The organism is Bradyrhizobium sp. UFLA05-108 (assembly GCF_059803455.1).
Genome location: NZ_JBANAZ010000024.1, coordinates 56,273 through 82,182 on the forward strand (window position 1 = coordinate 56,273; position 25,910 = coordinate 82,182).

A 25,910-nucleotide genomic window follows, 5' to 3' on the forward strand; every position below is an offset into this window, starting at 1 on the left:
GGTCACCTATGACCGTCTCCGACCACCTGCCGTCCTGCGCCTGCCGGGATCGATCCAATGCGCGCTAGCTCGCTTGCCAACCGCCTGTTCCTGTCGGCGACGGCGTGGCTGGTGGTGATCCTGGCCATCACCGGTGTCGTGCTGTCATCGGTGTACAAGAACGCCACGGAGCGCGCCTTCGACCGCCGGCTCAATCTCTACCTGCGCACGCTGATTGCCGAGGTGGCCACGCCCGATGAGCCGCCGGACCGTCAATTCCAGTCGCTCGGCGAGCCGCTGTTCGAGCTGCCGCTGTCAGGCTGGTACTGGCAGATCACGCGCACCGACACCGAAAAGCCGGAGGTGCGCTCGTCGCGCTCGCTATGGGACAAGAAGCTGCCGAAGCTGGAGGAGCAGGGCGTCGAGCTGACTGCGGCCGGCATCCGGCTCGGCTATGTCGATGGGCCGGAAGGTCAGACCTTGCGGATGGTGGAGCGGCCGGTCGATCTCGGCGCCGACGGCAAGTTCCTGGTCAGCGTCGCGGGCGATGCCACCGAGATTTTCGACGAGACGCGCAGCTTCGACTATTACCTCGGCGGCACGTTCACGGCGCTCGGTATCGTGCTCCTGCTCACCACGGTCTTCCAGGTCCGCTTCGGCCTAGCGCCCCTCAAGCGCATCTCTGAGGCAATCGCCGACATCCGCTCCGGGCGTGCCGAGCGGCTGGAAGGTGAATTCCCCGTCGAGATCGCGCCGCTCGCGCGCGAGACCAATGCGCTGATCGAGGCCAATCGCGAGATCGTCGAGCGCGCGCGCACCCATGTCGGCAATCTCGCGCACGCGATCAAGACGCCGCTCTCGGTGATCGTCAACGAGGCCACCGCCCACGCTGCCGATCCGTTCGCGGAGAAGGTCATGGAGCAGGCCGACGTCATGCGCGACCAGCTCGCCCATCACCTGGAGCGCGCCCGCATCGCGGCCAGGGTCTCGATCGTTGGCACCGTGACGGAGGTTGCACCGGCCATCGAGGCGCTGCGTCGGACCATGGAGAAGATCCATCGCGAGCGCGGCATCGCCGTCGAGGCCAAGGCGGATCCCGTCGCGAAATTTCGCGGCGAGCGGCAGGATCTGGAGGAGATGGTCGGCAATCTCGTCGACAATGCCTGCAAATGGGCGGCCTCGCGTGTCTTCATCGAGGTGCTGGTGGACGCGTCCGGCAAGCCCGATGCCGGACCACGCCTGCGGATCATCGTCGACGATGATGGCCGTGGCCTGTCCGAGGCCGAGCGGGCGCAGGTCTCGCGCAGGGGGCAGCGGCTCGACGAGTCCAAGCCGGGATCTGGTCTCGGCCTGTCGATCGTCGTCGACCTCGCCGCGCTCTACGGCGGCAGTCTGACCCTCGGCAGCGCGCCGATCGGGGGCTTGCGGGCGGAACTGGTGCTCCCCGGCATTTAGCCTTTGTTCCCGCGCGCCTTTCTCCGTTCCGGAAAGGCAGGTTTCGACACAAAACGCCACCCCGCTGGGTAACTTCCTAAACGGCTTCTTAACGCGCCGGCTCCTATGATCGCGCCCGGACGCATCCCTCGTCCGCCACGTGACCGTGCATTACCAGGCGCATGAGCCAGACATCGATCGAGCGGCTGAGAGACTATCTCGCGCAGCTCCCGCCGCAGTCGCAGGCGCTGCTGATGCGGGAGTTCGAGCGCGCGCTGGAGCGCGGCCAGGACACGGCGGTGGCCACCCTCGTGCTCGAGCAGCTGCGTAAGATCGTGCGCAAGACCGAGGCCGATGAAGACGCCGCGCCGCGCACGGAGGATCTGTCGCGCCTGCTTTACCAGCCGCTGGAACCGTTCCTCGTCGAGGCCGGCATTCCGATCCGCCTTGGACAAATCCGCCGCTCCTCGCTGCTCCCGATCTGGCAATGGCTTGGCCGCGATGGTGCCCCTGCCAAGGTGAGTGAGATCGACGCCGCGCTTTCCCGGCTGCCTACCGGCGACGGCGGAGAGGCTCTGGCCCTGAAGATCCAGGCGGTCGCGGCCGACGCGATCTTCGAGTTGACGGGGCCTGGCGGCGGCGACAAGTCACGCGCGCTTGCCCGCGTTGGCCCGCCCAATGTCATCGAGGACCTCTACTCGGTCGGTGCCGTGCTCGCGGTTCGGGAGGCTATCGCGAGCCTCAATGAGAAGCTGCCGCGGTTCCTGCGTGCTTTCGGCGATTCCCATATCGGCTCGGTGACGGCCGCGCTCAACGTTCCCGTCCTGCAGACGCCGCAGATGCTGCCGTTTGCGCTGTCGATGGTGATCCAGCGGCTGACGGCGCCCTGGCAGATCATCCGCCTCGCCATCAAGATGGCGGCCTCCGACGACGAGATCCGCGTCGCCGCGACGCCGTTCGGCGTGGCGGTCACAATGGCCCTGCATGACCTGTCCTGTCTCGCCGCCATGCTGCGGCTGGACATCAAGCGCGGCCGCTTTGACAACATCGCCGAGAATCTCAAGGCGCTGCATGACGGCGTGCGCGGATTGCGCACCGAGCTCGATCTGCGCAACGATTCCACGTGGGGCAAGCAGCTCACTTCGATCCGTGCCGATATCTCCAACGCCCTGCAATCGGAGATCGACAGCGTGCCGGGCCGTGTCCGCCGCATCCTGCGCCAGCGCGCGGAGAAGGACATTCCGCCGGGCGCCCGCGTCGACAGCACCGAGGTCGAGGAAACAGCCGCGCTGATCGATTTCGTCGCGACCTGTCGCAACTATGCCAGCGAGCTTGCGATCAACGAGGTGACGCTGCGCACCTATTCGGACCTCCAGCAATATGTGGAACGGTCAACGGAGTCTCTGGTGCAGTCGCTGCGCGCCGCCGACCACAAGGTCCGGGCCTATCGCCAGCAGCAGATGGCCGCTGCCATCCGTTTCTGCGAAGTGCTGTTCGGCGACGACTACGCCTCGTTGATGAGCCGGGCGGCCGAAAGCGCGCTGACCGGCGAGCGCAAATCCTCGCGCGCCGGGTAAATTTAAGCGTATCGCAGCTTACCTGCAATTTGTGGTTGACGAGGCCGGTGACGGAACGTACGGTCCACGCTCAAGTCGTCGGAATCCCTGTTCGTAGGCGCATGAAACCCGTCATCAGCTTCGTGGAAATCGAGAACCGCGTGATTTCGGCGACCTATCGCAGAATGATGGTCAGGGCGAAGGTGGTGCTGGTCGAGAAGGCGAGTGGCCGGCAATTGCCGGATCCGGTCACGACGATCGCCTCTCCCGTTCCGGTCGGCGCGTTGCGGATCAGGCTGCCGGAAACGGTCGGGCCGGGAACCTATTTCCTGAAGGCGCTGAACGGGCACGGCGAGGACGCGGCGCAGAGCGCGGAATTCGAGATCGCCTAAGCCGTTGGATTGTCTCCGTTTCGGCCCCATCCTCGGTCGCGCCAAATTGACAATTGTCAATTGCCGCCCCGCTTGAGCGTGGTGTAAAGCCACGTGAGAGGCGCGGGATGACGCGCTGCCGGAAGCTTGCCCGATGACGCTATGGTTCGTGTTCGCGCTGATGACGGTCGCGGCGATTTTCGCTGTGCTCTGGCCGCTCGGCCGTGCCGGCCGCGCGCAGAGCGGAGGCAGCGAGGTCGCCGTCTACAAGGACCAGCTTGCCGAAGTCGAGCACGATCTTGCCGCAGGCCTGATTGCGGCGCCGGAGGCGGAGGCTGCGCGGATCGAGATCAGTCGCCGGTTGCTGGCCGCGGCCAGCAGCGAGCCTGCGTCGGACGGCCGGTCGAACCTGAAATGGCGCCGCGCGGCGGCCGTGCTGGCGCTGCTCGGCCTGCCGCTGGTCGCGATCCTGGTCTACGTTCCGCTTGGCTCGCCGAGGCTGCACGACTTTCCGCTGGCGCAACGCGATCGCGCCCCCGGCATGCAGCAGTCGCTCGAGACCATGGTGGCGCAGGTCGAGCAGCACCTTGAGAAGAATCCGACCGACGGTCGCGGCTGGAACGTGCTTGCGCCGGTTTTGGAGCGGCTCGGCCGCTATGATGAAGCGGTGCGCGCTTATCGCAATTCGCTCACCTATAATGGCGAAAGCGCGGAGCGAAGGTCCGATCTCGGCGAGGCGCTTTTGGCCGCCGCCGGCGGTGTCGTGACGGCCGAAGCCAAGGCGGAATTCGAGCGCGCGCACGCGCTCAATGCTGAGGAGCCGAAGGCAAACTATTTTCTCGGTCTCGCCGCTGAGCAGGATGGCCGCAAGGATGATGCGGCCGCGATCTGGCGCGGGGTGCTTGCGAAAGCGCCGCCGGACGCGCCCTGGCGTGCGCTCGTGCAATCCTCGCTGGCACGGGTCGGCGGCGGCAGCGCCGCGCCGGCGCTCTCGGACGACACGATCGCAGCGGCCAAGGACATGAGCGAAGGCGACCGCGGCGCGATGATCCGCGGCATGGTCGAGCGGCTCGCCAACCGGCTCAAGCAGAACGGCGATGACGTCGACGGCTGGCTGCGCCTGGTGCGTGCCTACGTCGTGATGGGCGAGCGCGACAAGGCGAAGGGCGCGCTCAGCGATGCCCGCGAGGCGGTAGCCAACGACGCCGACCGGCTGCGCCAGCTCAATGAAGGCCTGAAGAATCTCGGGCTCGACGGATGACGATCGCAGGAAGGGCGGAAAGAAACCAGCCATGACGCGCAAGCAGCGACGTATGACCATCATCGGCGGATCACTCGCCGTGCTCGCGCTCGCCGCAGCACTGGTGCTGAACGCGCTGCGCGACTCCATCGTGTTCTTCTCGACCCCGACGATGGTCGCCGAGAAGCACATCGCGCCGGGCAAGCGGTTTCGCCTCGGCGGCCTGGTGCAGCCGGGCTCGCTGCAGCGTGGCGACAATCTCGCGGTGACCTTCGAAGTCGCCGACGGCAGCGCAAAACTACCGGTCGCCTACAAGGGCATCCTGCCCGATCTGTTCCGCGAAGGGCAGGGCGTCGTCGCCGAAGGCGCGCTTGACGCCAGCGGCGTGTTCAAGGCCGACACAGTGCTTGCCAAGCATGACGAGACCTACATGCCCAAGGACGTTGCCGATGCACTGAAGAAGCAGGGGCACTGGAAAGATGATTACGGCGCCAGGCCGGCAGCAACGACTGCGCAAGGCAATCCGCAGGGAGCCGTACGGTGATCGCGGAATCCGGACACTACGCCCTGGTGCTCGCTCTGGGCCTTGCGCTGATCCAGTCCTTCGTGCCGCTGATCGGCGCACGGCTGCGCGACCCCGCATTGATGAACGTCGCGCGCTCCACGGCGCTTGCGCAATTACTGTTCGTCGGCGCGTCCTTCGTCGCGCTCGTCACCTTGCACGTCACCTCGGATTTCTCCGTCGCCAACGTCTACGAGAATTCCCACTCGATGAAGCCGCTGATCTACAAGATCACCGGTGTGTGGGGAAACCATGAAGGCTCGATGCTGCTGTGGGTGTCGATCCTGGCGCTGTTCGGCGGCCTCGTCGCTGCCTTCGGCAACAACCTGCCGCTGTCGCTGCGCGCCCATGTGCTCGCCGTGCAGGCGTGGGTCGCGAGCGCCTTCTATCTCTTCATCCTGATCACCTCGAATCCGTTCCTGCGCATCGCCAACCCACCGATCGAGGGGCGCGACCTCAATCCGGTGCTCCAGGACGTCGGCCTCGCGGTGCATCCGCCGATGCTCTATCTCGGCTATGTCGGCTTCTCGATCTCGTTCTCGTTTGCGATCGCAGCGCTGATCGAAGGTCGCATCGATGCCGCCTGGGCGCGGTGGGTGCGGCCGTGGACGCTCGTTGCCTGGATATTCCTGACACTCGGCATCGCGATGGGCTCCTACTGGGCCTACTACGAGCTCGGCTGGGGCGGCTGGTGGTTCTGGGATCCCGTCGAAAACGCCTCACTGATGCCGTGGCTCGCTGGCACCGCGCTATTGCATTCGGCGCTGGTGATGGAGAAGCGCAATGCGCTGAAGGTCTGGACAATCCTGTTGTCGATCCTGACGTTCTCGCTGTCGCTGCTCGGTACCTTCCTGGTGCGCTCGGGCGTGCTCACCTCCGTACATGCCTTTGCCAGCGATCCCACGCGCGGCGTCTTCATCCTGCTGATCCTCTGCGTTTTCATCGGCGGCAGTCTGAGCCTGTATGCGGCGCGCGTGTCGTCGCTGAAGCAGGGCGGGCTGTTCGCGCCGATCTCGCGCGAGGGCGCGCTGGTGCTGAACAACCTCTTCCTCACCACGGCCTGCGCGACGGTGCTGGTCGGAACCCTCTATCCGCTCGGGCTGGAAGTCTTGACCGGCGAAAAGATCTCGGTCGGCGCGCCGTTCTTCAATCTCACCTTCGGGCCGCTGTTCGTGCCGCTGCTGATTGCCGTTCCCTTTGGCCCGATGCTGGCGTGGAAGCGCGGCGATCTGCTTGGGGCCGCGCAGCGTCTGCTGGCCGCCGGCCTCCTCGCGCTGCTGGCGCTGGCACTGGTGTGGGCCTGGGCGCATGGCGGCAGCGCGCTTGCGCCTCCGGCCATCGCGCTCGCGGTATTTGTCATCCTCGGCGCGGTGACCGATCTCGTCGAACGCGTCGGCCTGTTCCGCGCGCCGTTCGGAACGGCGGTGCGGCGTGCGCGCGGATTGCCGCGCTCGGTCTGGGGCACGGCCTTCGCGCATGCCGGCCTTGGCATCGCGCTGATCGGCATCGTCTGCGAGACCACCTGGAACAGCGAATATATCGGCACCATGAAGCCCAACGACGTCGCCAAGGTCGCCGGCTACGAGCTGAAGCTCGATGGGCTGTTCCAGCGGCAGGGCCCGAATTTCGGCGAGATGATCGCGCGGTTCGACGTCAGCCGCGATGGCGAGGTGCTCAGCGTCATGACACCGTCGAAGCGGAGCTTTACCACGCGCGGCTCCTCGACCACGGAAGCTGCGCTTCTGACCCGCGGCGCGAGCCAGCTCTACATCTCGCTCGGCGACGTTACCGCCGAAGGCGCGATCGCGGTGCGCATCTATCACAAGCCCTTCGTGCTGCTGATCTGGTGGGGGCCGGTGCTGATGGCGTTCGGCGGCGTGCTGTCGCTATCTGACCGCCGCTTGCGCGTTGGCGCGCCAAAACCGGCGCGCGCGCAGCAGCGCTTGCAGCCGGCGGAGTGATCCGATGCGCCGGACGATCGCAGCGATCCTTGCGCTTGCATTTTTGGGGCTGCCCGTAGCCTACGCCGTGCAGCCCGACGAGATCATGGCCGACCCCGCGAAGGAGGCGCGTGCGCGCGAATTGTCGCGCGAGTTGCGCTGCATGGTCTGCCAGAATCAGTCGATCGACGACTCCGAGGCGCCACTCGCGCGCGACCTGCGCCTGTTGGTGCGCGAACGGATCGCGGCCGGCGACAGCAACTCCCAGGTGATCGATTTCCTGGTGGCACGCTATGGCGAGTTCGTCCTGCTGAAGCCGCGCTTCGAACGGCAGACCTTGCTGCTATGGCTGCTCACGCCGCTCGCGCTGGGCGCGGGCGGTATCGCGCTCTGGCTTCAGATTCGGCGCCGGCCGCAAGGCGCTGCAAATGTGGCGCCGCCGCTCACCCCTGACGAGGAAGCGAAGCTGGCGGCACTGATGTCCGACGAGGCGAAATCGAGCTGAAGGAACCTCCGTTAAGTTCCTGCAAAATCATCATTTTCGGCCTGCGCCATTCTGCCGCACCGGTATTTGCCCATCATTACAAAAGTTTAACCCCGCCGCCAGCGCGCTGTAAGGCGCCAATCACCATCTTCAGGGCCGTAAGGCGCTGTCCAAGCAGCGCCAAAAGGAATTCAAGGCCCTGGAGATCCCCTGCATGACCGAACGTCCCGATCTTTCGTCCCTCCCGTCGTACCGGCAGCCGCGCCGGTCGCTGCTCGTTGCCCGCAAGCTCGCGCTGATGGCCTCGGTGGTCGCCGGCCTGGGCGTCGCCGCCTACGGCTTCAGCCCGTCGACGTCGCCGTCCGACCTGTTCTCGAGTCCGGCGCATGCGCAGGTCAATAACGAGGTCAAGAAGGTCGAACGTCCGATCGGATTTGCCGATATCGTCGAGCGGGTCAAACCCTCGGTGATCTCGGTGAAGGTCAACATCAAGGAGAAGACCGCGAGCAACGATGACGGTGATGATTCGCCGTTCCAGCCGGGCTCGCCGATGGAGCGCTTCTTCCGCCGCTTCGGCGGGCAGGACGGGATCCCCGGCTTGCGCGGACCGCGCGGCGGCGGGCGTGCCGTCACCGGCCAGGGCTCGGGCTTCTTCATCTCGGCCGACGGCTTTGCCGTGACCAACAACCACGTGGTCGACGGCGCCGACAAGGTCGAGGTCACGACCGACGACGGCAAGACCTACAGCGCCAAGGTAATCGGCACCGACCAGCGCACCGACCTCGCCTTGATCAAGGTCGAGGGCGGCTCGAACTTCTCCTTCGCAAAGCTGTCCGACGGCAAGCCGCGGATCGGCGACTGGGTGCTCGCGGTCGGCAATCCCTTCGGCCTCGGCGGCACCGTGACCGCCGGCATCGTCTCGGCCAGCGGCCGCGACATCGGCAACGGTCCGTATGACGATTTCATCCAGATCGACGCGCCCGTGAACAAGGGCAACTCCGGCGGTCCGGCCTTCAACACCGACGGCGAGGTGATGGGCGTCAACACCGCGATCTATTCGCCGTCCGGCGGCAGCGTCGGCATCGCGTTCTCGATTCCGGCCGCGACCGTGAAGAGCGTGGTCGCCCAGCTCAAGGACAAGGGCTCGGTCAGCCGCGGCTGGATTGGCGTGCAGATCCAACCCGTGACCTCCGACATCGCCGACAGCCTCGGCATGAAGAAGGCCGAAGGCGCCCTGGTGGCGGAGCCGCAGGCCAATGGCCCGGCGGCGAAGGCCGGCATCGAGTCCGGCGACGTCATCACCTCGGTCAACGGCGAGTCCGTCAAGGACGCCCGTGAGCTCGCCCGCACCATCGGCGGCATGGCGCCCGGTGCGACCGTGAAGCTCAACGTGCTGCACAAGGGCCAGGACAAGGTCCTGAACCTCACGCTCGGCCAGTTGCCGAACACGGTCGAGGCCAAGGCCGACACCGACAACGACAACAGCAAGGCGCCGACCCGCGGCACCGACGTGCCGAAGCTCGGCATGACGGTTGCCCCCGCCAACAGCGTGGCCGGCGCCGGCAAGGACGGCGTCGTGGTCACCGAGGTCGATCCGAAGAGCGCCGCGGCCGAGCGCGGCTTCAAGGAAGGCGACGTGATTCTCGAGGTCGCCGGCAAGAGCGTGAGCACCGCCGGCGACGTGCGCGAAGCGATCAACGCGGCGCGCACCGACAACAAGAACAGCGTCCTGATGCGCGTGAAGAGCGGCGGCCAGTCGCGCTTCGTCGCAGTCCCCCTTGCCAAGGGCTGAGGGTCGGGAGGCCTCAAGAGATGAAGGGAGCCGTCGGCATTAGTCGCCCCCGCCGCGGGCTTCCTTCCGGGGAGCGGAGCAACTCCGCTTCCCCATCCTACCTTCCGGTGGAATACGCCCCCCTCCGTCGGAAGGGCCTAAGGGCGGTGAGGTCCCCCAGCTTCACCGCCCGCTCTTTTCCCGGTTCGAGAATCTTCCGCTCCGCTTGCATGCGATTGCCGACCGCGCCATGTTGACAGAAGGGCTGACCTCCTTGACCGCTGCCGACCGCACGATGCGCCTCCTCATCATCGAAGACGACCGCGAATCCGCCGATTATCTCGTCAAGGCGTTTCGCGAAGTCGGTCACATCGCCGACCACGCCTCTGACGGCGAGGAAGGCCTCGCCATGGCCGAGAGCGGCGATTACGACGTGCTGGTGGTCGACCGCATGCTGCCCAAGCGCGACGGCCTGTCGCTGATCGGCGCCCTGCGCGACAAGGGCGATTCATCGCCGGTGCTGATTCTCTCCGCGCTCGGGCAGGTCGACGACCGCATCAAGGGCCTGCGTGCCGGCGGCGACGACTATCTGCCGAAGCCGTACTCGTTCGCCGAGCTGCTCGCGCGGGTCGAGGTGCTGTCGCGCCGCCGCGGCGGTCCAGCCGAGGACACGGTCTATCGCGTCGGCGATCTCGAGCTCGACCGGCTCTCCCACCGCGTCGCCCGCGGCAAGGACGAGCTGACGCTCCAGCCGCGCGAGTTCCGGCTGCTCGAATATCTCATGAAGCATGCAGGGCAGGTGGTGACGCGCACCATGCTGCTGGAGAACGTCTGGGACTATCATTTCGATCCGCAAACCAACGTGATCGACGTGCACATCTCGCGGCTGCGCTCCAAGATCGACAAGGGGTTCGATCGGCCGCTGCTGCACACGATCCGCGGCGCGGGGTACATGATTCGTGACGGCATTCGGTAAGCTGATACGAACGACCGCGTTCCGGCTGACGCTGGTCTACCTGTTTCTGTTTGCGGTGTTTGCCGCATCGCTGCTCGGCTATTTCGCCTGGAACACGCGGCGGCTGATCACCGAAGAGATCACGCAGACGGTGAATGCCGAGACCTCGGAGATCAACGCGATCTACGGCCGCCGCGGAATGTTCGGCCTCGTGCGCACGATCGAGTATCGGGCGCTGCGTCCGGGCGCCAACCTCTATCTCGTGACCACGCCGACTGGGCAGGCGATTGCCGGCAATGTCGGCTCGCTGGCACCGGGCGTGATGGCGACGCGCGGCTGGTCGGAGACCGCCTACCGGCGCATTGAGGATGCTGATGACCGCGACCATCGCGCACTCGTGCGCGTCACTGAACTGGAAAACGGCTTCCGCCTTCTGATCGGCCGCGACCTCGCCGAGCGGCGGCGCCTGTTCGGCATCGTCGCCAAGGCCGCGCAATGGTCGATCCTGATCGTCGTGGTGCTCGGCCTCGGCGGCGGCATCTTCGTCGCACGCCGCGTGCTCACGCGTATCGACGCGATGAGCGGCACGGCGCATCGCATCATGACCGGCGATCTCAGCGAGCGCCTGCCGGTGGGGCGCAGTGGCGACGAGCTCGACCGGCTCGCGGAAAATCTCAACGCCATGCTGGAGCGCATCGAGGCGCTGATGGTGGGCTTGAAGGAGGTCTCCGACAATATCGCCCATGATCTCAAGACGCCGCTGACGCGCCTGCGCAACCGCGCCGAGGAGGCGCTGGCCAAGTCCGGCTGCGAGGCCGACTATCGTGCGGCGTTGGAGCGGACCATCGAGGAATCCGACGGGCTGATCCGCACCTTCAACGCGCTGTTGATGATCGCCCGCGCCGAGTCCGGCCAGGCCCGCGGCAACATGGACGATTTCGACGCCTCCGACGTCGCCAGCGGCATCCATGAGCTCTACGAGCCGCTCGCCGAGGACGACGGCATGACGTTGAAGGTGAAGGCCGAGCCGACGCCGGTTCATGGCAACCGCGAGCTGATCAGCCAGGCGCTCGCCAATCTCGTCGAGAACGCGATCAAGTATGGCAAGCCGGCCGCGCAGTCCGCGGGAACCGTGGTCAGCATGGATAGTCGCCAGATCCTCATCGAGGCCAGGCGCGAAGGCGATCACGTGCTGCTCAGCGTCACCGATCGCGGCCCTGGTATCCCGGAAGGTGATCGCAAGCATGCCGTGGAACGTTTCGTGCGGCTCGAGGCGAGCCGGACGCTGCCGGGCTCGGGCCTGGGTCTCAGCCTTGCCGCCGCGGTTGCAACACTGCATGGCGGTGAGTTGAAGTTGGGCGATGCCCATCCGGGCCTCGTCGCCACGCTGGTCCTGCCCGCCCGCGCCGGGGCCGGCGACAGGGTTGCTCCTGCAATACCGGATGTGCCACAGAAGGTGGCATGAATCTCTCCGCGCCGGGAAACGCGGACAAGCATGGTGGAAGTCTGGCCGCACGCTTCGCGGAAGGCCCCCATGTTGCCGCTTCCAATACCGCCGAACAACGCCTTCGTGACTGGCTCGCCGAACTCGAGCCGCAGAATGCGGCTGCGATCGCGGCGCTGCTTGATCGTCCCTTCGTTCGTCCAATCCTGGCCGGCATCGCAGAATTCTCGCCCTATCTGTTCGACCTGATCCGCAGCGATCCGGCGCGACTGATCCGGCTGCTTGCGTGCGATCCCGATGCGCATCTGGCGTCGCTGATCGACGACGCCAGGCGCGCCGTGCTCGCCGCCACCGAGGAAGCCGAGGTGACGCGGCTGCTCCGCCGCATGAAATCGGAGGCGGCGCTCTTGATCGCGCTCTGCGACATCGGCGGGGTCTGGCCGGTGATGCGGGTGACGGCGGCATTGACCGAGGTCGCTGTGTCGTCGGTCCAGATGGCGCTCCGGTTCCTGCTGCGGCAGGACGTCGCACGCGGCAAGCTGTTGCCGGCCAATCCGGAAGCTCCGGAAGAGGGCTGCGGCCTGATCGTGCTGGCGATGGGCAAGATGGGCGCGGGTGAGCTGAACTATTCCAGCGACATCGACCTGATCGTGTTCTTCGATCCCGACGCAACGACGCTTGCGCCCGACATCGAGCCGCAGCCTTTCTTCGTGCGGGTGACGCAGGGGCTCGCGCGCCTGCTGCAACAGCGCACCTATGACGGCTATGTGTTCCGCGTCGATCTGCGGCTGCGTCCCGATCCGTCCTCGACGCAAGTTGCGATCTCACGCGACGCCGCGCTGCACTACTACGAGCGGGAAGGGCGCACCTGGGAGCGCGCGGCCATGATCAAGGCCCGGCCCTGCGCCGGCGACCTGAAGGCCGGCGAGGCGCTGCTCGCCGACATCGCGCCGTTCGTCTGGCGCAAGCATCTCGACTTCGCCGCGCTCGCCGACGTTCACGACATGAAGCGGCAGATGCAGACCTATCGCGGCCAGAGTGAGGTCGCGGTCGAGGGCCACAACGTGAAGGTCGGGCGCGGCGGTATCCGCGAGATCGAATTCTTCGCCCAGACCCAGCAGTTGATCGCGGGTGGCCGTCATCCGAAATTGCGGGTGCGACCGACACTGACCGCCCTCGACGTGCTCGCCAGCAGCAACTGGATCACCTTTGAGGCGCGCGACGAGCTGACTGCCGCCTACCAGTTTCTGCGCCGGGTCGAGCATCGCCTTCAGATGATCGCCGATGAGCAGACCCACGCCTTGCCCGACGACAAGGAGGCCGTGGAGCGCCTGGCGTGGTTCTTCGGCTATGAAAGTCGCGAGGCCTTTGCGCGCGACCTCCTGCGCCAGCTCGAGATCGTCCAGGGGCACTACGAAAAACTGTTCGAGGGCGATCCGACCGGTACGGCCAAGCTGCCTGCGATCGACTATGGTGCAGGTCCCGACGATCCGCGCCTGTTGCAGCACCTGGCGACGCTCGGATTCAACAAGCCGGCCGCCGTCGGACAGACGGTACGCGGCTGGATCACCGGCGATTACCGTGTCTTCCGTAACGAAGCGACCCGCGGCGCCTTCGTCGAATTCGTGCCGGCCCTGATCGACGGCCTTGCCCATGCCGAGGACCCGGACCGCGCTGTCGCGGCGTTCGATCATTTCCTCCAGGCCCTACAGCGCGGCGGGCGGCTGATCACGCTGCTCAGCCAGAACCGCGATCTCGTTGCCCTCGTGGCGCTGGTTCTGGGCGCTGCTCCCCGGCTCGGCGAGATGCTGGCGCGGCAGCCGCAATTGATGGACGGCCTGATTGATCCGCGCTTCTTCGGCGCCATGCCGGACCAGCGGGAGTTATCGGCACGGCTTGCGGCCACAGTGCGCGATGCGGATTCCTACGAGGAGTTCCTCGACCGCCTGCGCCTGTTCGGCCAGGAGAGCCTGTTCCTGATCGGAACGCGCATTCTCTCGGGCACGGTCTCCGCCCAGCACGCGAGCACGGCATTCGCGGACGTTGCGGAGGGCATCGTGCACACCGTGCACGGACTCGTCGCCGATCGCTTCGCCGCCCAGCATGGTCGGATCAAGGGGCAGGAGACCGCGATCATCGCCATGGGCCGGCTCGGCAGTCGCGAGATGACGGCGGCGTCCGATCTCGACCTGATCCTGCTCTATGATTTCGACAGCGAAAATCCAGATTCAGACGGACCAAAGTCGCTCCAGGGGGCGCACTACTTCGCGCGCTTCACCCAGCGCCTGATCAGCGCCTTCACGACGCGGACCAACTACGGCGTGCTCTACGAGATCGACATGCGACTGCGACCGTCGGGCCGCGCAGGCCCGGTGGCCTCCAGCATCGCTTCCTTCGCCGACTATCAGGCCCACGAAGCCTGGACCTGGGAGCACATGGCGCTGACGCGCGCCCGCGTCGTGTCGGCTTCGCCGGCGTTCCGCGCGCGGATCGAGACCGTCATCCGCGAGGTGCTGACGCGGCGCCGTGATCCCGTCACTATCGCCAACGACGTCGCCGACATGCGCCGTGCGATCGCGCAGGAGAAGGGCGAGACCGACTATTGGGACCTCAAATATGCCGCCGGCGGCATGGTCGATATCGACTTCATCGCGCAATATCTCCAGCTCGTCCACGCGTATGACAAGCCGGGGATTCTCGATGTCTCGACCATGCAGGTGCTGGAGAACGCCGCAAGACTCGGCGTGCTGGCGCACTCGGAGACCGAGATCCTGCGCGCGGCAGCGCGACTTTACCACGATCTGACCCAGATCCTGCGCCTCTGCGTCAGCGACCGCTTCAAGCCGGAAACTGCCGGTGTCGATTTGCAGCGTGTGATGGCACGTGCCGGTGATACGCCGGACTTCTCATCGCTGGAAGCTCGCGTGAAGGAGACGCAGAGCGAGGTGCGACGCGTATTCAAGGCGCTGTTGGAAGGGCAGTAGCCTCTTTCAGCGATACGATGGCCTCGCGGACGTGAGGCTCCAGCCCGGCGCCGCCACCGTCGAGATGCGCGAAGATCGCGCGCTTCATCCGGGGGTCCCAGAACTTCTTGATGTGCTCGGCGATCCCCGGCACGGCCTTGTCATGGCCCTGGCTTTGGAAAAATTTGCCGATCTGGTTGGCCATGTAGATCAGGCGGTCAGGCGACATCGGCAACCTCCGTGGCACGGCAGGCCACGCGGCCCCCATGCGTGAACACTTCAAATCCGTCCTGCCGGGCTATGGCAATCAGCGTGATGCCGGCGGCCTCCGCGGTGCGCACGGCAAGCGCAGTGGGCGCCGAGACTGCGACCATCACCGGCGCGCCGATCGCCGCCGTCTTTTGCACCATCTCCACCGAGACACGGCTCGTCAGCAGCACCATGCCGCCGCTTGCATCCGTGCGGCTGCGCGCCAGCGCGCCGGCAAGCTTGTCGAGCGCGTTGTGGCGGCCGACATCCTCGCGCAGCGCGACGATGCCGCGGGCAGGGGACCAGAACGCAGCGGCATGCACGGCGCGGGTCTGCATGTTGATCGCTTGTAGGGAAGCAATGCCCTGCATCGCCGTCATGATCTGCTCCGGCGTGAAGGTTTGCCCCTGCGGCACGACCGCGGCGGGCCGCACGGCCTCCGCAATCGACTCGATGCCGCAGATGCCGCAGCCGGTCGGCCCAGCGATGTGGCGCCGCCGTTCGCTCATGCGTCCGGCATCTTCCGAGGCCAGCCACATCCGGAGCTCGATGCCGTCATCGAGGCGAACCACCTCGAGCGTCTGGATGTCGTCGGCGGATTTCACGATGCCTTCGCTCACGCTGAAGCCGACGGCGAAGTCTTCGAGATTCTGCGGCGTTCCCATCATGACGGCATAGGTGCCGCCATTATAGGTCAGCGCGAGCGGTGTCTCCTCCGGGATCAGCCGCGTCCCGCCTGAGGTCGCACCGTCGCGCCAGATATCCCGATCGATGGCCTGGACCGCCACATGCATGCGCTTACTCCGCGGCTTCAGCGGGCGTTATGCGGCGCGAGTGCCGCGCCTGCGCGTCATAGGCCTTCTGCCAGTCGGACGGTCCGTTGGACGGCGACACCTGCACGGCGGTGACCTTGTACTCCGGACAGTTGGTCGCCCAGTCCGAATAGTCCGTTGTGATGACGTTGGCCTGCGTGTCCGGGTGGTGGAAGGTGGTGTAGACTACGCCCGGTGCGACGCGGTCGGTGATCTCCGCGCGCAGCGTGGTCTCGCCGGCGCGGCTCATCAGCCGCACCCAGTCGCCGTCGCGCACCCCGCGCTGCTCGGCGTCGTGCGGATGGATTTCGAGCCGGTCTTCTGCGTGCCAGACCACGTTGTCGGTTCGGCGGGTCTGCGCGCCGACATTGTACTGGCTGAGGATGCGTCCGGTGGTCAGCAGCAGCGGATAGCGCGGTCCGGTACGCTCGTCGGTCGCCACATATTCGGTGACGACGAACTTGCCCTTGCCGCGGACGAAGCCGTCGATATGCATCACCGGAGTGCCCTCGGGCGCCTTCGCGTTGCAGGGCCACTGCACCGAGCCAAGCTCGTCGAGCTTGGCGTAGGAGACACCGGCAAAGGTCGGCGTCAGCGCCGCGATCTCGTCCATGATCTCGGATGGATGGCTATAGTTCATCTCGAAGCCCATCGCCTTCGCAAGCCCGATGGTGACCTCCCAATCAGCCAGACCGTTCTTCGGCGTCATCACCTTGCGGACGCGCTGGATGCGGCGCTCGGCGTTGGTGAAGGTGCCGTCCTTCTCGAGGAAGCTCGATCCGGGCAGGAAGACATGGGCATAGTTGGCGGTCTCGTTGAGGAAGAGGTCGTGGACGATGACGCATTCCATCGCCGAGAGCGCCGCCACAACGTGCGAGGTGTTGGGATCGGACTGCAGGATGTCCTCGCCCTGCACGTAGATCCCCATGAACGTGCCTTCGACCGCAGCATCGAACATGTTGGGAATGCGCAGGCCCGGCTCGGGATTGAGCTTGACGTTCCACATCGCCTCGAACTGGTCGCGCACGGCATCGCCGGAGATGTGGCGATAGCCGGGCAGCTCATGCGGGAACGAGCCCATGTCGCAGGAGCCCTGCACGTTGTTCTGGCCGCGCAGCGGGTTCACGCCGACGCCGGGGCGGCCGATATTGCCGGTCGCCATCGCGAGGTTGGCGATCGCGATCACCGTGGTCGAGCCCTGGCTGTGCTCGGTGACGCCGAGCCCGTAGTAGATCGCGCCATTGCCGCCGGTGGCGTAGGTGCGCGCCGCTTCGCGCAGCACCTTGGGATCGACGCCGGTGAGGATGGCGGTCGCCTCCGGGCTGTTCTTCGGCTGTGCGACGAACGCCGCCCATTCCTCGAACTCGCTCCAGTCGCAGCGCTCTCGCACGAAGTCTTCGTTGACGAGGCCATCGGTGACGATGACATGCGCCAGCGCCGTCATGACAGCGACGTTGGTGCCGGGCATCAGCGGTAGGTGCAGCGCCTTCACGTGAGGCGATTCCACCATCTCGGTGCGGCGCGGATCGATCACGATCAGTTTTGCGCCCTGCCGGAGCCGCTTCTTCAGGCGTGAGGCGAACACGGGGTGGGCGGAGGCCGGGTTGGCGCCGATGACGACGACGACGTCGGTGTCCTCGACCGAGTCGAAACCCTGCGTGCCGGCGGAGGTGCCGAAGGTGGTGGCGAGGCCGTAGCCGGTTGGCGAGTGGCAGACGCGGGCGCAGGTGTCGACATTGTTGTTGCCGAAGCCGGCGCGAATCAGCTTCTGCACCAGATAGGTCTCTTCATTGGTGCAGCGGGACGAGGTGATGCCGCCGATCGCGTCGCGGCCGTATTTCTTCTGGATGCCGCGCATCCTGGCGGCGGCGAAGGAAAACGCTTCATCCCAGGACACTTCGCGCCAGGGATCCTCGATCCGCTCGCGGATCATCGGCTTGAGAATGCGTTCCTTGTGGTTGGTATAACCCCAGGCGAAGCGGCCCTTGACGCAGGAATGGCCGCGATTGGCCTTGCCGTCCTTGTAGGGCACCATGCGCACGACTTCCTCGCCGCGCATCTCGGCCTTGAAGGCGCAGCCGACGCCGCAATAGGCGCAGGTGGTGACGACGGAATGCTCGGGCTGGCCGATCTCGATCACCGACTTTTCCGTCAGGGTCGCGGTCGGGCAGGCCTGCACGCAGGCGCCGCAGGAGACGCATTCGGAGCCGAGGAAGCTTTCGCTCATGCCGGGCGAGACGCGGCTGTCGAAGCCACGGCCCGAGATCGTCAGCGCGAAGGTGCCTTGCACTTCCTCGCAGGCGCGGACGCAGCGCGAGCAGACGATGCACTTGGAGGGATCATAGGTGAAGTAGGGGTTGGACTCGTCCTTCGGCATCCAGGCGGGGTTCACATCGCCATTGGACTTGGCGAAGACGTGGTTCTCGCCCTCGTAGCCGTAGCGCACGTCGCGCAGGCCGACGGCGCCGGCCATGTCCTGCAACTCGCAATCGCCATTCGCGCCGCAGGTGAGGCAGTCGAGCGGATGGTCGGAGATATAGAGCTCCATCACGCCCTTGCGCAGCTTCTTCAGCCGCTCGGTCTGGGTGTGCACGACGAGGCCGTTCATCGCGGGCGTGGTGCAGGAGGCCGGCGTGCCCGCACGGCCTTCGATCTCGACCAGGCAGAGGCGGCAGGAGCCGAATGCATCCACCATGTCGGTCGCGCACAGCTTCGGGATCTGGTGGCCCGCTTCCATCGCCGCGCGCATGATCGAGGTGCCCTCGGGCACCGAGATTTGCTTGCCGTCGATGGTCAGCGTGACCATCGTTTCCGATTTCGAGCGCGGCGTGCCGAAGTCGATTTCCTCGATCAGAGACATCGTTGTTCTCCTATTCCGCGGCCTGAAGCGTGGCCGGTGCCGGGCCAAAATCTTCCCGGAAATGTTTCAGGGCACTCAGCACGGGGTAGGGCGTGAAGCCGCCGAGCGCGCAGAGCGAGCCGAATTTCATGGTGTTGCAGAGGTCCTCGACGAGGGCGAGGTTTTCGCTCACGCGCTCGCCGCGCATGATTTTCTCGATGGTCTCGACGCCGCGGGTCGAGCCGATCCGGCACGGCGTGCACTTGCCGCAGGATTCGATGGCGCAGAACTCCATCGCGAAGCGCGCCTGTTTGCGCATGTCGACGCTGTCGTCGAACACGACGATGCCGCCATGGCCTATCAGGCCGTCGCGGGCGGCGAAGGCTTCATAGTCGAACGGCGTGTCGAACAGCGCACGGGGGAAGTAGGCTCCGAGCGGCCCTCCGACCTGCACCGCGCGGACCGGTCGGCCCGTAAACGTGCCACCGCCGATGTCATCGACGAGCTCGCCGAGCGTCACGCCGAACGCGGTTTCGAACAGTCCGCCATGGCGGATGTTGCCGGCGAGCTGGATCGGCATCGTGCCGCGCGAACGGCCCATGCCGAAATCGGCATAGGCCTTGGCCCCCTCGGCGAGGATGAAGGGGATGGCGGCGAACGACAGCACGTTGTTGATGACGGTCGGCTTGCCAAACAAACCATGATGCGCCGGCAACGGCGGCTTTGCGCGCACGATGCCGCGGCGACCTTCGAGGCTCTCCAGCAGCGAGGTCTCCTCGCCGCAGACATAGGCGCCGGCGCCGACGCGCACTTCGAGATCGAAGCTGTGCCTGGACCCACCGATATTCGTGCCGAGATAGCCGCCGCGCTGTGCCGCCGTAATCGCCGCGTTCATCGCCTCGACGGCGTGCGGATATTCGCTGCGGATGTAGATGTAGCCTTTGGTGGCGCCGACCGTGATCGCCGCGATGGTCATGCCCTCGATGACCAGGAAGGGATCGCCCTCCATGATCATGCGGTCGGCGAACGTGCCGCTGTCGCCTTCGTCGGCATTGCAGACGATGAATTTGCGATCGGCTTTCGCCTGGGCGACTGTTTTCCACTTGATGCCGGTCGGAAAGCCTGCACCGCCGCGGCCGCGCAGGCCGGACGCGGTGACCTCAGCGAGGATCGAATCCGGGCCGAGCGACAGCGCGCGCTCGAGGCCCTTGTAGCCGTCATGGGCGCGATAGTCCTCGAGCGAGCGCGGATCGATCACGCCGCAGCGCGCGAAGGTGAGGCGGGTCTGGCGCTTCAGCCAGGGAAGCTCGTCGGCGACGCAGAGCCGCAGGGGATGCTGTCCGTTGTTCGCCATGGCGTCGAGCACGGAGGAGACATCTTCCGGGCTGACAGGGCCGTACGCGACACGACCCTGCGGGGTCGCCACCTCGACCATCGGCTCCAGCCAGCACAGTCCGCGTGAGCCGGTCCTGACGATCTCAACTGGAAGGCCGCGCTTCTCCGCAGCCTGCTCGAGCGCTGCGGCCACATCGTCGGCGCCGACAGCGACGGCAGCCGCATCGCGGGGAACGAATATGCGCATTTTCATCGTTGCGCCTCCGCAACCAGCGCATCGAGGCGCTTCTCGTCGAGGCGGCCAACGAGGCGGCCATCGAGCATCGCCGAAGGCGCGGTGGCACACAGGCCGAGGCAGTAGATCGGCTCCAGCGTCACCCGGTCATCGGCAGTGGTGTTGCCCAGGGAGACGCCAAGCTTCGCTTCGGCGCGCGCGGCCAGCGCATCGCCGCCGGCAGCCTGGCAGGCTTCCGCGCGACAGAGTTTGAGGACGTGGTGGCCGGCAGGCTTGTGGCGAAAATCGTGGTAGAAGGTAAACACACCATGAACCTCGGCGCGCGACAGGTTGAGCGCCTGCGCGACCATCGGGATGGCGGCTTCCGGGACATAGCCGAAGGCCTCTTGCAGGGCATGGAGGATGACCAGCGTCGCGCCCTCCTGTCCGGCATGTTCGGCGATGATCTCAGCGCCGCGCGTTTCGTCCCAAGGCTCGTGAATCCCCGTCATTCTTCATTCTCAATCAGAGGGTGACCGACCCCTCCATGAGTATTTGGAATCGTTCGAGAATCAATAAAGCTGTCTCATGCTGCGATCGGGAATTCGCATCGATCGGTCGTTGCAATTGGCTGATATGAAAATCGAATGATTGTTCCTGCCGCGGCCCGTTTTCGCGTGTTGGAGGGAGCCGGCCGTGATAGCTTGCATGCCACGACAGAATTCCAGGGGAATAGCGGTTGCTCGACAAGCTTGAACTTCTGCTGGCGCTCGCCAAGGAGCGGCATTTCGGACGCGCGGCAGAGGCCTGCGGCGTCACCCAGCCGACCATGTCGACCGGGCTCAAGCAGCTCGAGGAGATCCTCGGCGTCATGCTGGTCCAGCGCGGCTCGCGCTTCCAGGGCTTTACGCCGGAAGGCGAGCGGGCGCTCGACTGGGCGCGGCGCATCGTCGGCGACGCCCGCGCCATGCGCGACGAGATCAACGGCCTGAAGCACAAGCTCTCCGGCGAGATCCGCATCGCGGCGATCCCGACCGCGCTCGGCATGGTGGCCTCGCTGACGACGCCGTTCCGCGCCAAACATCCGGAGGTGCGTTTCCGCATCCAGTCGACTACCTCGTCCGAGGTGCTGGGACTTCTCGAAAATCTCGAGGTCGATGCGGGGCTGACCTATATCGAGAACGAGCCGATCGGCAAGGTGCGCACCATCCCGCTCTACAACGAGAGCTATCGCCTCCTGACCGCGCCGGATGCGATGTTCGGCGACCGCGAGACGGTGACCTGGGCCGAGGTCGGCAAGGTGCCGCTGTGCCTTCTGACGCCGGACATGCAGAACCGCCGCATCATCGACCGCGCGCTGCGCTCGGTGAACGCCGAGGCGACGCCGACGCTGACGTCGAACTCGCTGCTGGTGCTGTTCACCCATGTGAAGACGGGGCGCTGGGCGAGCGTGATGCCGGCGAAGCTTGCCGAGACGCTCGGTCTTGCGGACACCGTCCGCTCGATTCCGATCATCGATCCCGAGGTCAACTACAGCATTGGCCTCGTGATCCCGCAGCGCGACCCGATGACGCCGCTGATCGCCGCGCTCGTCAACGTCGCACGCGAGGTGGCGCCGACCCTGCAATCCTGATCGGGGTCAGGCGGCCGCGGAGATCCCGGCTGAGACCTTGTTGGCATCGCGCGGCAGCGTGACGCGCACGACGGTGCCGACGTCGATCTTCGAGCGCAGCCGCATCGTGCCGCCATGCAGTTGCGCGAGCGAGCGGGCGATCGCAAGCCCCAGGCCCGAGCCATGATAGGTCTTGGTGAGCTGGCTCTCGACCTGCTCGAAGGGCCGGCCGAGCCGCGTCAGCGAATGCGGGGCGATGCCGATGCCGGTGTCGGCGATCATCAGCACGACCTTGTCCTCGAGCTGCCGGCTGCGCACCACGATGCGGCCGCCGTCGGGCGTGAACTTCACGGCGTTGGACAGGAGGTTGACGATGATCTGCTTGGTGGCGCGGCGGTCGGCGACGACAGAGATGATGTTTTCGATGTCGGCATCGAGCGTCAGGTTCTTGTCCTCGGCACGGCCTGAGACCACCCGCAGCGATTCGGCGAGCGTGCGCGACAGGTCCAGCTCCTCCATGTCGAGCTTCATGCGGCCGGCCTCGATCTTGGACATGTCGAGGATGTCGTTGATGACCTCCAGCAGATAGTGGCCGCTGGTGAGGATGTCCTGGCAGTATTCCTGGTACTTCTCGTTTCCGAGCTCGCCGAACATGCCGCTTCCCATGACCTCCGAGAAGCCGATGATCGCGTTCAAGGGCGTGCGCAGCTCGTGGCTCATATTGGCGAGGAATTTCGACTTGGTCTGGTTGGCTTCCTCGGCGCGGGTCTTTTCACGCTGGTATTTTTCGGCGAGATCGGCGAGCTCGTTGGTCTGGCGCTCCAGCGCCGCCTGCGAGCGCTTCAGGTCGATGACGGTGGCGCGCAGGCGCAGATCGTTGTCGACCAGCTTCTGCTCGTGCTCCTTGATGCGCGTGATGTCGGTGCCGACCGAGACGTAGCCGCCGTCCTTGGTGCGGCGCTCGCTGATGTGCAGCCAGCTGCCGTCGTCGAGCTGCGCCTCGAAGGTGCGGGCGCCCGGTCCCTGGTTGGCGGTCTCGTTGTGGCGGGTGCGCACCTCCGGCATGCGGCCGACCTCGAGCACGGTTTCGTAGGAGGTCCCGGGGATGACGGCCGAGTCTGGCAGTCTGTGCAGGCGCTGGAAGTGCGAGTTGCAGAGCACCAGACGGTCGCTGTTGTCCCACAGCACGAAGGCTTCCGGGATCGTCTCGATGGCGTCACGCAGCCGCAGGTCGGCTTCCACCGTCTTTTCGGCAAGGCTCTTCTGCTCGGTGATGTCGACAGCGATGCCAATCAGGTGCATGGCGGAATCGCCCGTGGCGCGGGTGCGCTCGCAGCGCACCCGGAGCCAGATCCAGTGGCCGTCGACATGCTGCATGCGGAAACTCTGGTCGATGTGGTCGATCTGGCCCGAGATCAGCTGGTCGGCGATCGCGAACAGGTCGATGTCGTCCGACTTCACCAGCGCGTTGACCTCACCGAAGGTGAGGAGCTCGTTGCGGCCGTCGAGGCCCAGCATCGAAAACATCGACTGCGACCAGAAGATCTTGCCGCGCGAAAGATCCCAGTCCCAAAGGCCGCAGCGCCCGCGGTTGAGCGCGGTGTCGATTCGGCCGCGCACGGCGTCGTTGATCAGGTCGCCCTCGCGGGCGCGGGTCGACTGCCAGTGGAAGGCGAATCCGAGAATCAGGACGACGAAGCCGGTGGTCGCCGACAGCGTCACCGAGAGCGCCGCATCCGAGCCCCAGATCGGCTCGTTGCGCTCCTGGATCACGGTGACCTGACCGGGCAGTGACTTGATCGGACGCGAGATTGCCATCGCGCTGTTGCCGCTCGGTAGTGTGAGATCGGAGACGTCGTTCTGTTGCGGCGGCGTCGCAACCAGCTGCGCGGTGGTGATCGCATCGAGCAGGCGGTCGTTGCCGGCCGGATCGGTGTCCACGGGAATGCGTGCGAGGATGCGGCGGTCGGTGCCAACGGAGGTGACGATGACGTGGCGGCCCGTAGCCGTGCCCCAGGAGGGAATGAGCTCGGGCAACAGCGTCGGCAGACGCTCGATGTTCTTCTGCCGATCCACGCGCACCGCAGCGACGCGGTCGATGCGCTCGGCGAGGAGGTCGGCGAGCGCCTGAATGTCGTGCTTGATCACCAGACGCTTCTGCCGGGTCTGGTCAACGACCTGGACGAAGGCGCCGAGACAGATGGTGATGAGGAAGGCGATGATGAGGGTAGGCACAGCGCGCCGGAGCGCCGGCTCGGCGATCAGGAGCCGGTGGTAGGCCGGTTTCGCGATCGATTGCGCCAATCCCTTGATCGAATCGGATTGGACGCACGCGCTCGCGGCGTCTGCGCGCGGCATGCCTTCGGCCCCCAGAGATATTGCTGCACCACAATTCGGAATGAAGCCCCCGCTCGCTTCCGAATCACAGCGATTTGAATCCAGTTTTCGCGGGCTGTCGAGAGTCAACGAATCGTTAACGCGAAATAATTCTTATCCAATGGAGAGTGTGCACCGCGAGCGTCCTCAATATGACGTGCGCGGTGAGTCCGAAACGGGAACGTGTGACTCTTCGCGTGATCGGTCAGGCGCGCGGCGGCTCGGCGTGACTGATCACGCGCTTCACGCTCGGGAAGGCGCGCCGCAGTGCGCGCTCGATCTCGTCGACCTGCTCGTGCACCTTGATCACGCTCATCGACGGCGTGGCGCGACAGTGAAAGTTGACGATCTCGCCGGCATCGGTGTTGCGCACGCGCACATTATGGATGTCGTGGATCTCGCTATCAGCGGCGAAGCCGGTGAGCGCGGCTGCAATGGCCTGCACCCGTTCCGCCGGCGCGTCGACGCCGAACGGCAGCTCCGGCTGGAGCGGCTCGATATGGACGTCGACCTCCACATCCTCGCCGAACTCCTCCTGGATGTTGCGCTCCAGCGTGTTGGCGACGTCGTGGGCCGCGACCAGCGGCATCTCGGCGTCGACCTCGAGATCGATACCGACGATCAGCTTGGCGCCGAGGTCGTGCACGGTGACGTGATGGATGGCAAGGCCCGAATTGCGTGCGATCACCATGATGCGGTCGCGCACGGTCTCGTTGTCGCGCGCCACGGGGACCGCGGTGAAGGTGAGGTCGGCATCGCCGAACGCCTTGCCGACGGCGGCTTGCGCGTTGCGCTTGATGTCCTCGACGCGGTCGATCGGATAGGTCCGCGGCACCTTTGCGATGGTGTCGATGAAATAGGTCGCGCCGACCATGCGCACGCGCAGGCGCTCGACGTCGAGCACGCCGGGCACGCTCTTGATCACGGCCGTGGCTTGCTCCAACGCGCCCTCCGGCGCGCGGTCGACCAGCGTCTGCACCGTGGAGCCGGCCATGCGCAGGCCAAGAGCCGCGATCATCACGGCGACGGCGACGGCCGCCGCGGCGTCGCCCCACCAGAAGCCGAAGGCGGCGAGGATGAGGCCGGCGATGACGGCAAATGAGCCCATCACGTCGGAGGCGAAATGCAGCGCGTCGGCGGCGAGTGCCTGGCTCCGCGTCTCCCGCGCGGCGCGATGCAGCGCTCGCGCCCGCCAGAGATTGACGAGGATGTCGATCACCAGCACGACGAAGGGCACGGCCGAGATGGTCGGCGGCGGCGAGCCCTCGCGGATGCGGCTATAGGCCTCGACCAGGATGCCGCCGGCCAGCACGTAGAGCAGGGCGGTGACGCCGAGCGCGGAGATGCTCTCGAGCTTGCCGTGGCCGTAATGATGCTCGTCGTCGGCCGGCTTGTCGGACACCCGCACCACCGCCCAGGTGATGATGGTCGCGACCAGGTCGATCGAGGAATGCAGGGCTTCCGAGATCAGCGCTAGCGAGCCGATCGTGATTCCGACCACGAACTTGGCGGCGGCCATGCCGCCGCTGGCGAAGATCGAGATCGCGGCGACCGAGGTTTTGCTGTGCTGTGCTGTCATGGCCGGGGATTTAGCAGCCCATCGCCCAACATCAAGCGATGATCCACAGGCGTAGTCGCAAGTGAGTTGCAAGAGCGATCTACATCTTGCTTGATCTCGTAGGGTGGGCAAAGGCGCGGTAGCGCCGTGCCCACCATCAATTCCGCGCCCGCTGATGCATGGTGGGCACGCTTCGCTTTGCCCACGAGAGACCGA

The 25,910-nt window shown here is 66.0% G+C and carries 19 protein-coding genes; 12 read left to right on the top strand and 7 right to left on the bottom strand.

Annotation, left to right across the window (positions count from 1 at the left end):
• Positions 1–57: 57 nt before the first annotated feature.
• The 11 genes from SO140_RS19095 to SO140_RS19145 all read left to right on the top strand — a co-directional run bounded on the left by SO140_RS19095 (position 58) and on the right by SO140_RS19145 (position 14,720).
• A complete protein-coding gene (locus SO140_RS19095; protein ID WP_449381477.1) occupies positions 58–1,434 on the top strand; it encodes an ATP-binding protein in 1,377 nt (458 codons plus the stop codon).
• 161 nt (positions 1,435–1,595) lie between these two features.
• A complete protein-coding gene (locus SO140_RS19100) occupies positions 1,596–2,990 on the top strand; it encodes a hypothetical protein (RefSeq protein WP_498542937.1) in 1,395 nt (464 codons plus the stop codon).
• A gap of 101 nt (positions 2,991–3,091) precedes the next feature.
• The gene (locus tag SO140_RS19105) at positions 3,092–3,361 is read left to right on the top strand and encodes a hypothetical protein (RefSeq protein WP_449381479.1); all 270 of its coding nucleotides are present in this window, start codon (positions 3,092–3,094) and stop codon (positions 3,359–3,361) included.
• Between the two features lie 133 nt (positions 3,362–3,494).
• Complete coding sequence (gene ccmI / locus SO140_RS19110) at positions 3,495–4,601, top strand: c-type cytochrome biogenesis protein CcmI (RefSeq protein WP_498542938.1); 1,107 nt, start codon at positions 3,495–3,497, stop codon at positions 4,599–4,601.
• A 31-nt stretch (positions 4,602–4,632) separates the two neighbouring features.
• Positions 4,633–5,124: a cytochrome c maturation protein CcmE gene (ccmE, locus tag SO140_RS19115; RefSeq protein ID WP_498542939.1), complete on the top strand. Its 492-nt coding sequence runs from the start codon at positions 4,633–4,635 to the stop codon at positions 5,122–5,124.
• Positions 5,121–7,103: a heme lyase CcmF/NrfE family subunit gene (locus tag SO140_RS19120; protein WP_449381482.1), complete on the top strand. Its 1,983-nt coding sequence runs from the start codon at positions 5,121–5,123 to the stop codon at positions 7,101–7,103. Before ccmE ends, SO140_RS19120 begins: the two co-directional genes overlap by 4 nt.
• Positions 7,104–7,107: 4 nt before the next feature.
• Positions 7,108–7,587, top strand: a complete 480-nt coding sequence (locus tag SO140_RS19125; RefSeq protein WP_449381483.1) for a cytochrome c-type biogenesis protein — start codon at positions 7,108–7,110, stop codon at positions 7,585–7,587.
• A 193-nt stretch (positions 7,588–7,780) separates the two neighbouring features.
• Positions 7,781–9,358, top strand: coding sequence for a Do family serine endopeptidase (locus SO140_RS19130; RefSeq protein ID WP_498542940.1), 1,578 nt, complete (start codon positions 7,781–7,783; stop codon positions 9,356–9,358).
• A 274-nt stretch (positions 9,359–9,632) separates the two neighbouring features.
• Positions 9,633–10,313, top strand: coding sequence for a response regulator transcription factor (locus SO140_RS19135; RefSeq protein ID WP_449381507.1), 681 nt, complete (start codon positions 9,633–9,635; stop codon positions 10,311–10,313).
• Entirely contained in the window at positions 10,297–11,757 is a 1,461-nt protein-coding gene (locus tag SO140_RS19140; protein ID WP_449381485.1) for a sensor histidine kinase, read from the top strand. The genes SO140_RS19135 and SO140_RS19140 overlap by 17 nt, the downstream gene beginning before the upstream one ends.
• Complete coding sequence (locus SO140_RS19145) at positions 11,754–14,720, top strand: bifunctional [glutamine synthetase] adenylyltransferase/[glutamine synthetase]-adenylyl-L-tyrosine phosphorylase (RefSeq protein WP_498542941.1); 2,967 nt, start codon at positions 11,754–11,756, stop codon at positions 14,718–14,720. The genes SO140_RS19140 and SO140_RS19145 overlap by 4 nt, the downstream gene beginning before the upstream one ends.
• Here SO140_RS19145 and SO140_RS19150 read toward each other — a convergent pair.
• Genes SO140_RS19150 through SO140_RS19170 form a run of 5 tightly spaced genes read right to left on the bottom strand, consistent with a single transcriptional unit; the run spans position 14,695 to position 20,660 of the window.
• The gene (locus SO140_RS19150; RefSeq protein WP_449381487.1) at positions 14,695–14,928 is read right to left on the bottom strand and encodes a formate dehydrogenase subunit delta; all 234 of its coding nucleotides are present in this window, start codon (positions 14,926–14,928) and stop codon (positions 14,695–14,697) included. The genes SO140_RS19145 and SO140_RS19150 overlap by 26 nt on opposite strands.
• Entirely contained in the window at positions 14,918–15,742 is an 825-nt protein-coding gene (fdhD, locus tag SO140_RS19155; RefSeq protein WP_449381488.1) for a formate dehydrogenase accessory sulfurtransferase FdhD, read from the bottom strand. Before fdhD ends, SO140_RS19150 begins: the two co-directional genes overlap by 11 nt.
• Positions 15,743–15,746: 4 nt before the next feature.
• Positions 15,747–18,620 (bottom strand): formate dehydrogenase subunit alpha, encoded by a 2,874-nt coding sequence (gene fdhF / locus SO140_RS19160; protein ID WP_498542942.1) that lies wholly within the window; start codon positions 18,618–18,620, stop codon positions 15,747–15,749.
• A 10-nt stretch (positions 18,621–18,630) separates the two neighbouring features.
• Positions 18,631–20,187 carry a formate dehydrogenase beta subunit gene (locus SO140_RS19165; RefSeq protein WP_449381490.1) on the bottom strand — a complete coding sequence of 519 codons (1,557 nt, stop codon included), beginning with the start codon at positions 20,185–20,187 and terminating at the stop codon, positions 18,631–18,633.
• Positions 20,184–20,660: a formate dehydrogenase subunit gamma gene (locus SO140_RS19170; protein WP_474797081.1), complete on the bottom strand. Its 477-nt coding sequence runs from the start codon at positions 20,658–20,660 to the stop codon at positions 20,184–20,186. The genes SO140_RS19165 and SO140_RS19170 overlap by 4 nt, the downstream gene beginning before the upstream one ends.
• Positions 20,661–20,887: 227 nt before the next feature.
• Here SO140_RS19170 and SO140_RS19175 point away from each other — a divergent pair, with 227 nt between their 5' ends.
• On the top strand, positions 20,888–21,781 hold the full coding sequence (locus SO140_RS19175; RefSeq protein ID WP_284261668.1) for a LysR family transcriptional regulator: 894 nt from the start codon (positions 20,888–20,890) through the stop codon (positions 21,779–21,781).
• Positions 21,782–21,787: 6 nt separating this feature from the next.
• On the opposite strand, the gene SO140_RS19180 is transcribed toward SO140_RS19175, so the two are convergent.
• Positions 21,788–24,118 (bottom strand): PAS domain-containing sensor histidine kinase, encoded by a 2,331-nt coding sequence (locus SO140_RS19180; RefSeq protein WP_449381492.1) that lies wholly within the window; start codon positions 24,116–24,118, stop codon positions 21,788–21,790.
• A gap of 223 nt (positions 24,119–24,341) precedes the next feature.
• Positions 24,342–25,715 (bottom strand): cation-efflux pump, encoded by a 1,374-nt coding sequence (locus SO140_RS19185; protein WP_449381493.1) that lies wholly within the window; start codon positions 25,713–25,715, stop codon positions 24,342–24,344.
• Positions 25,716–25,910 lie beyond the last annotated feature (195 nt).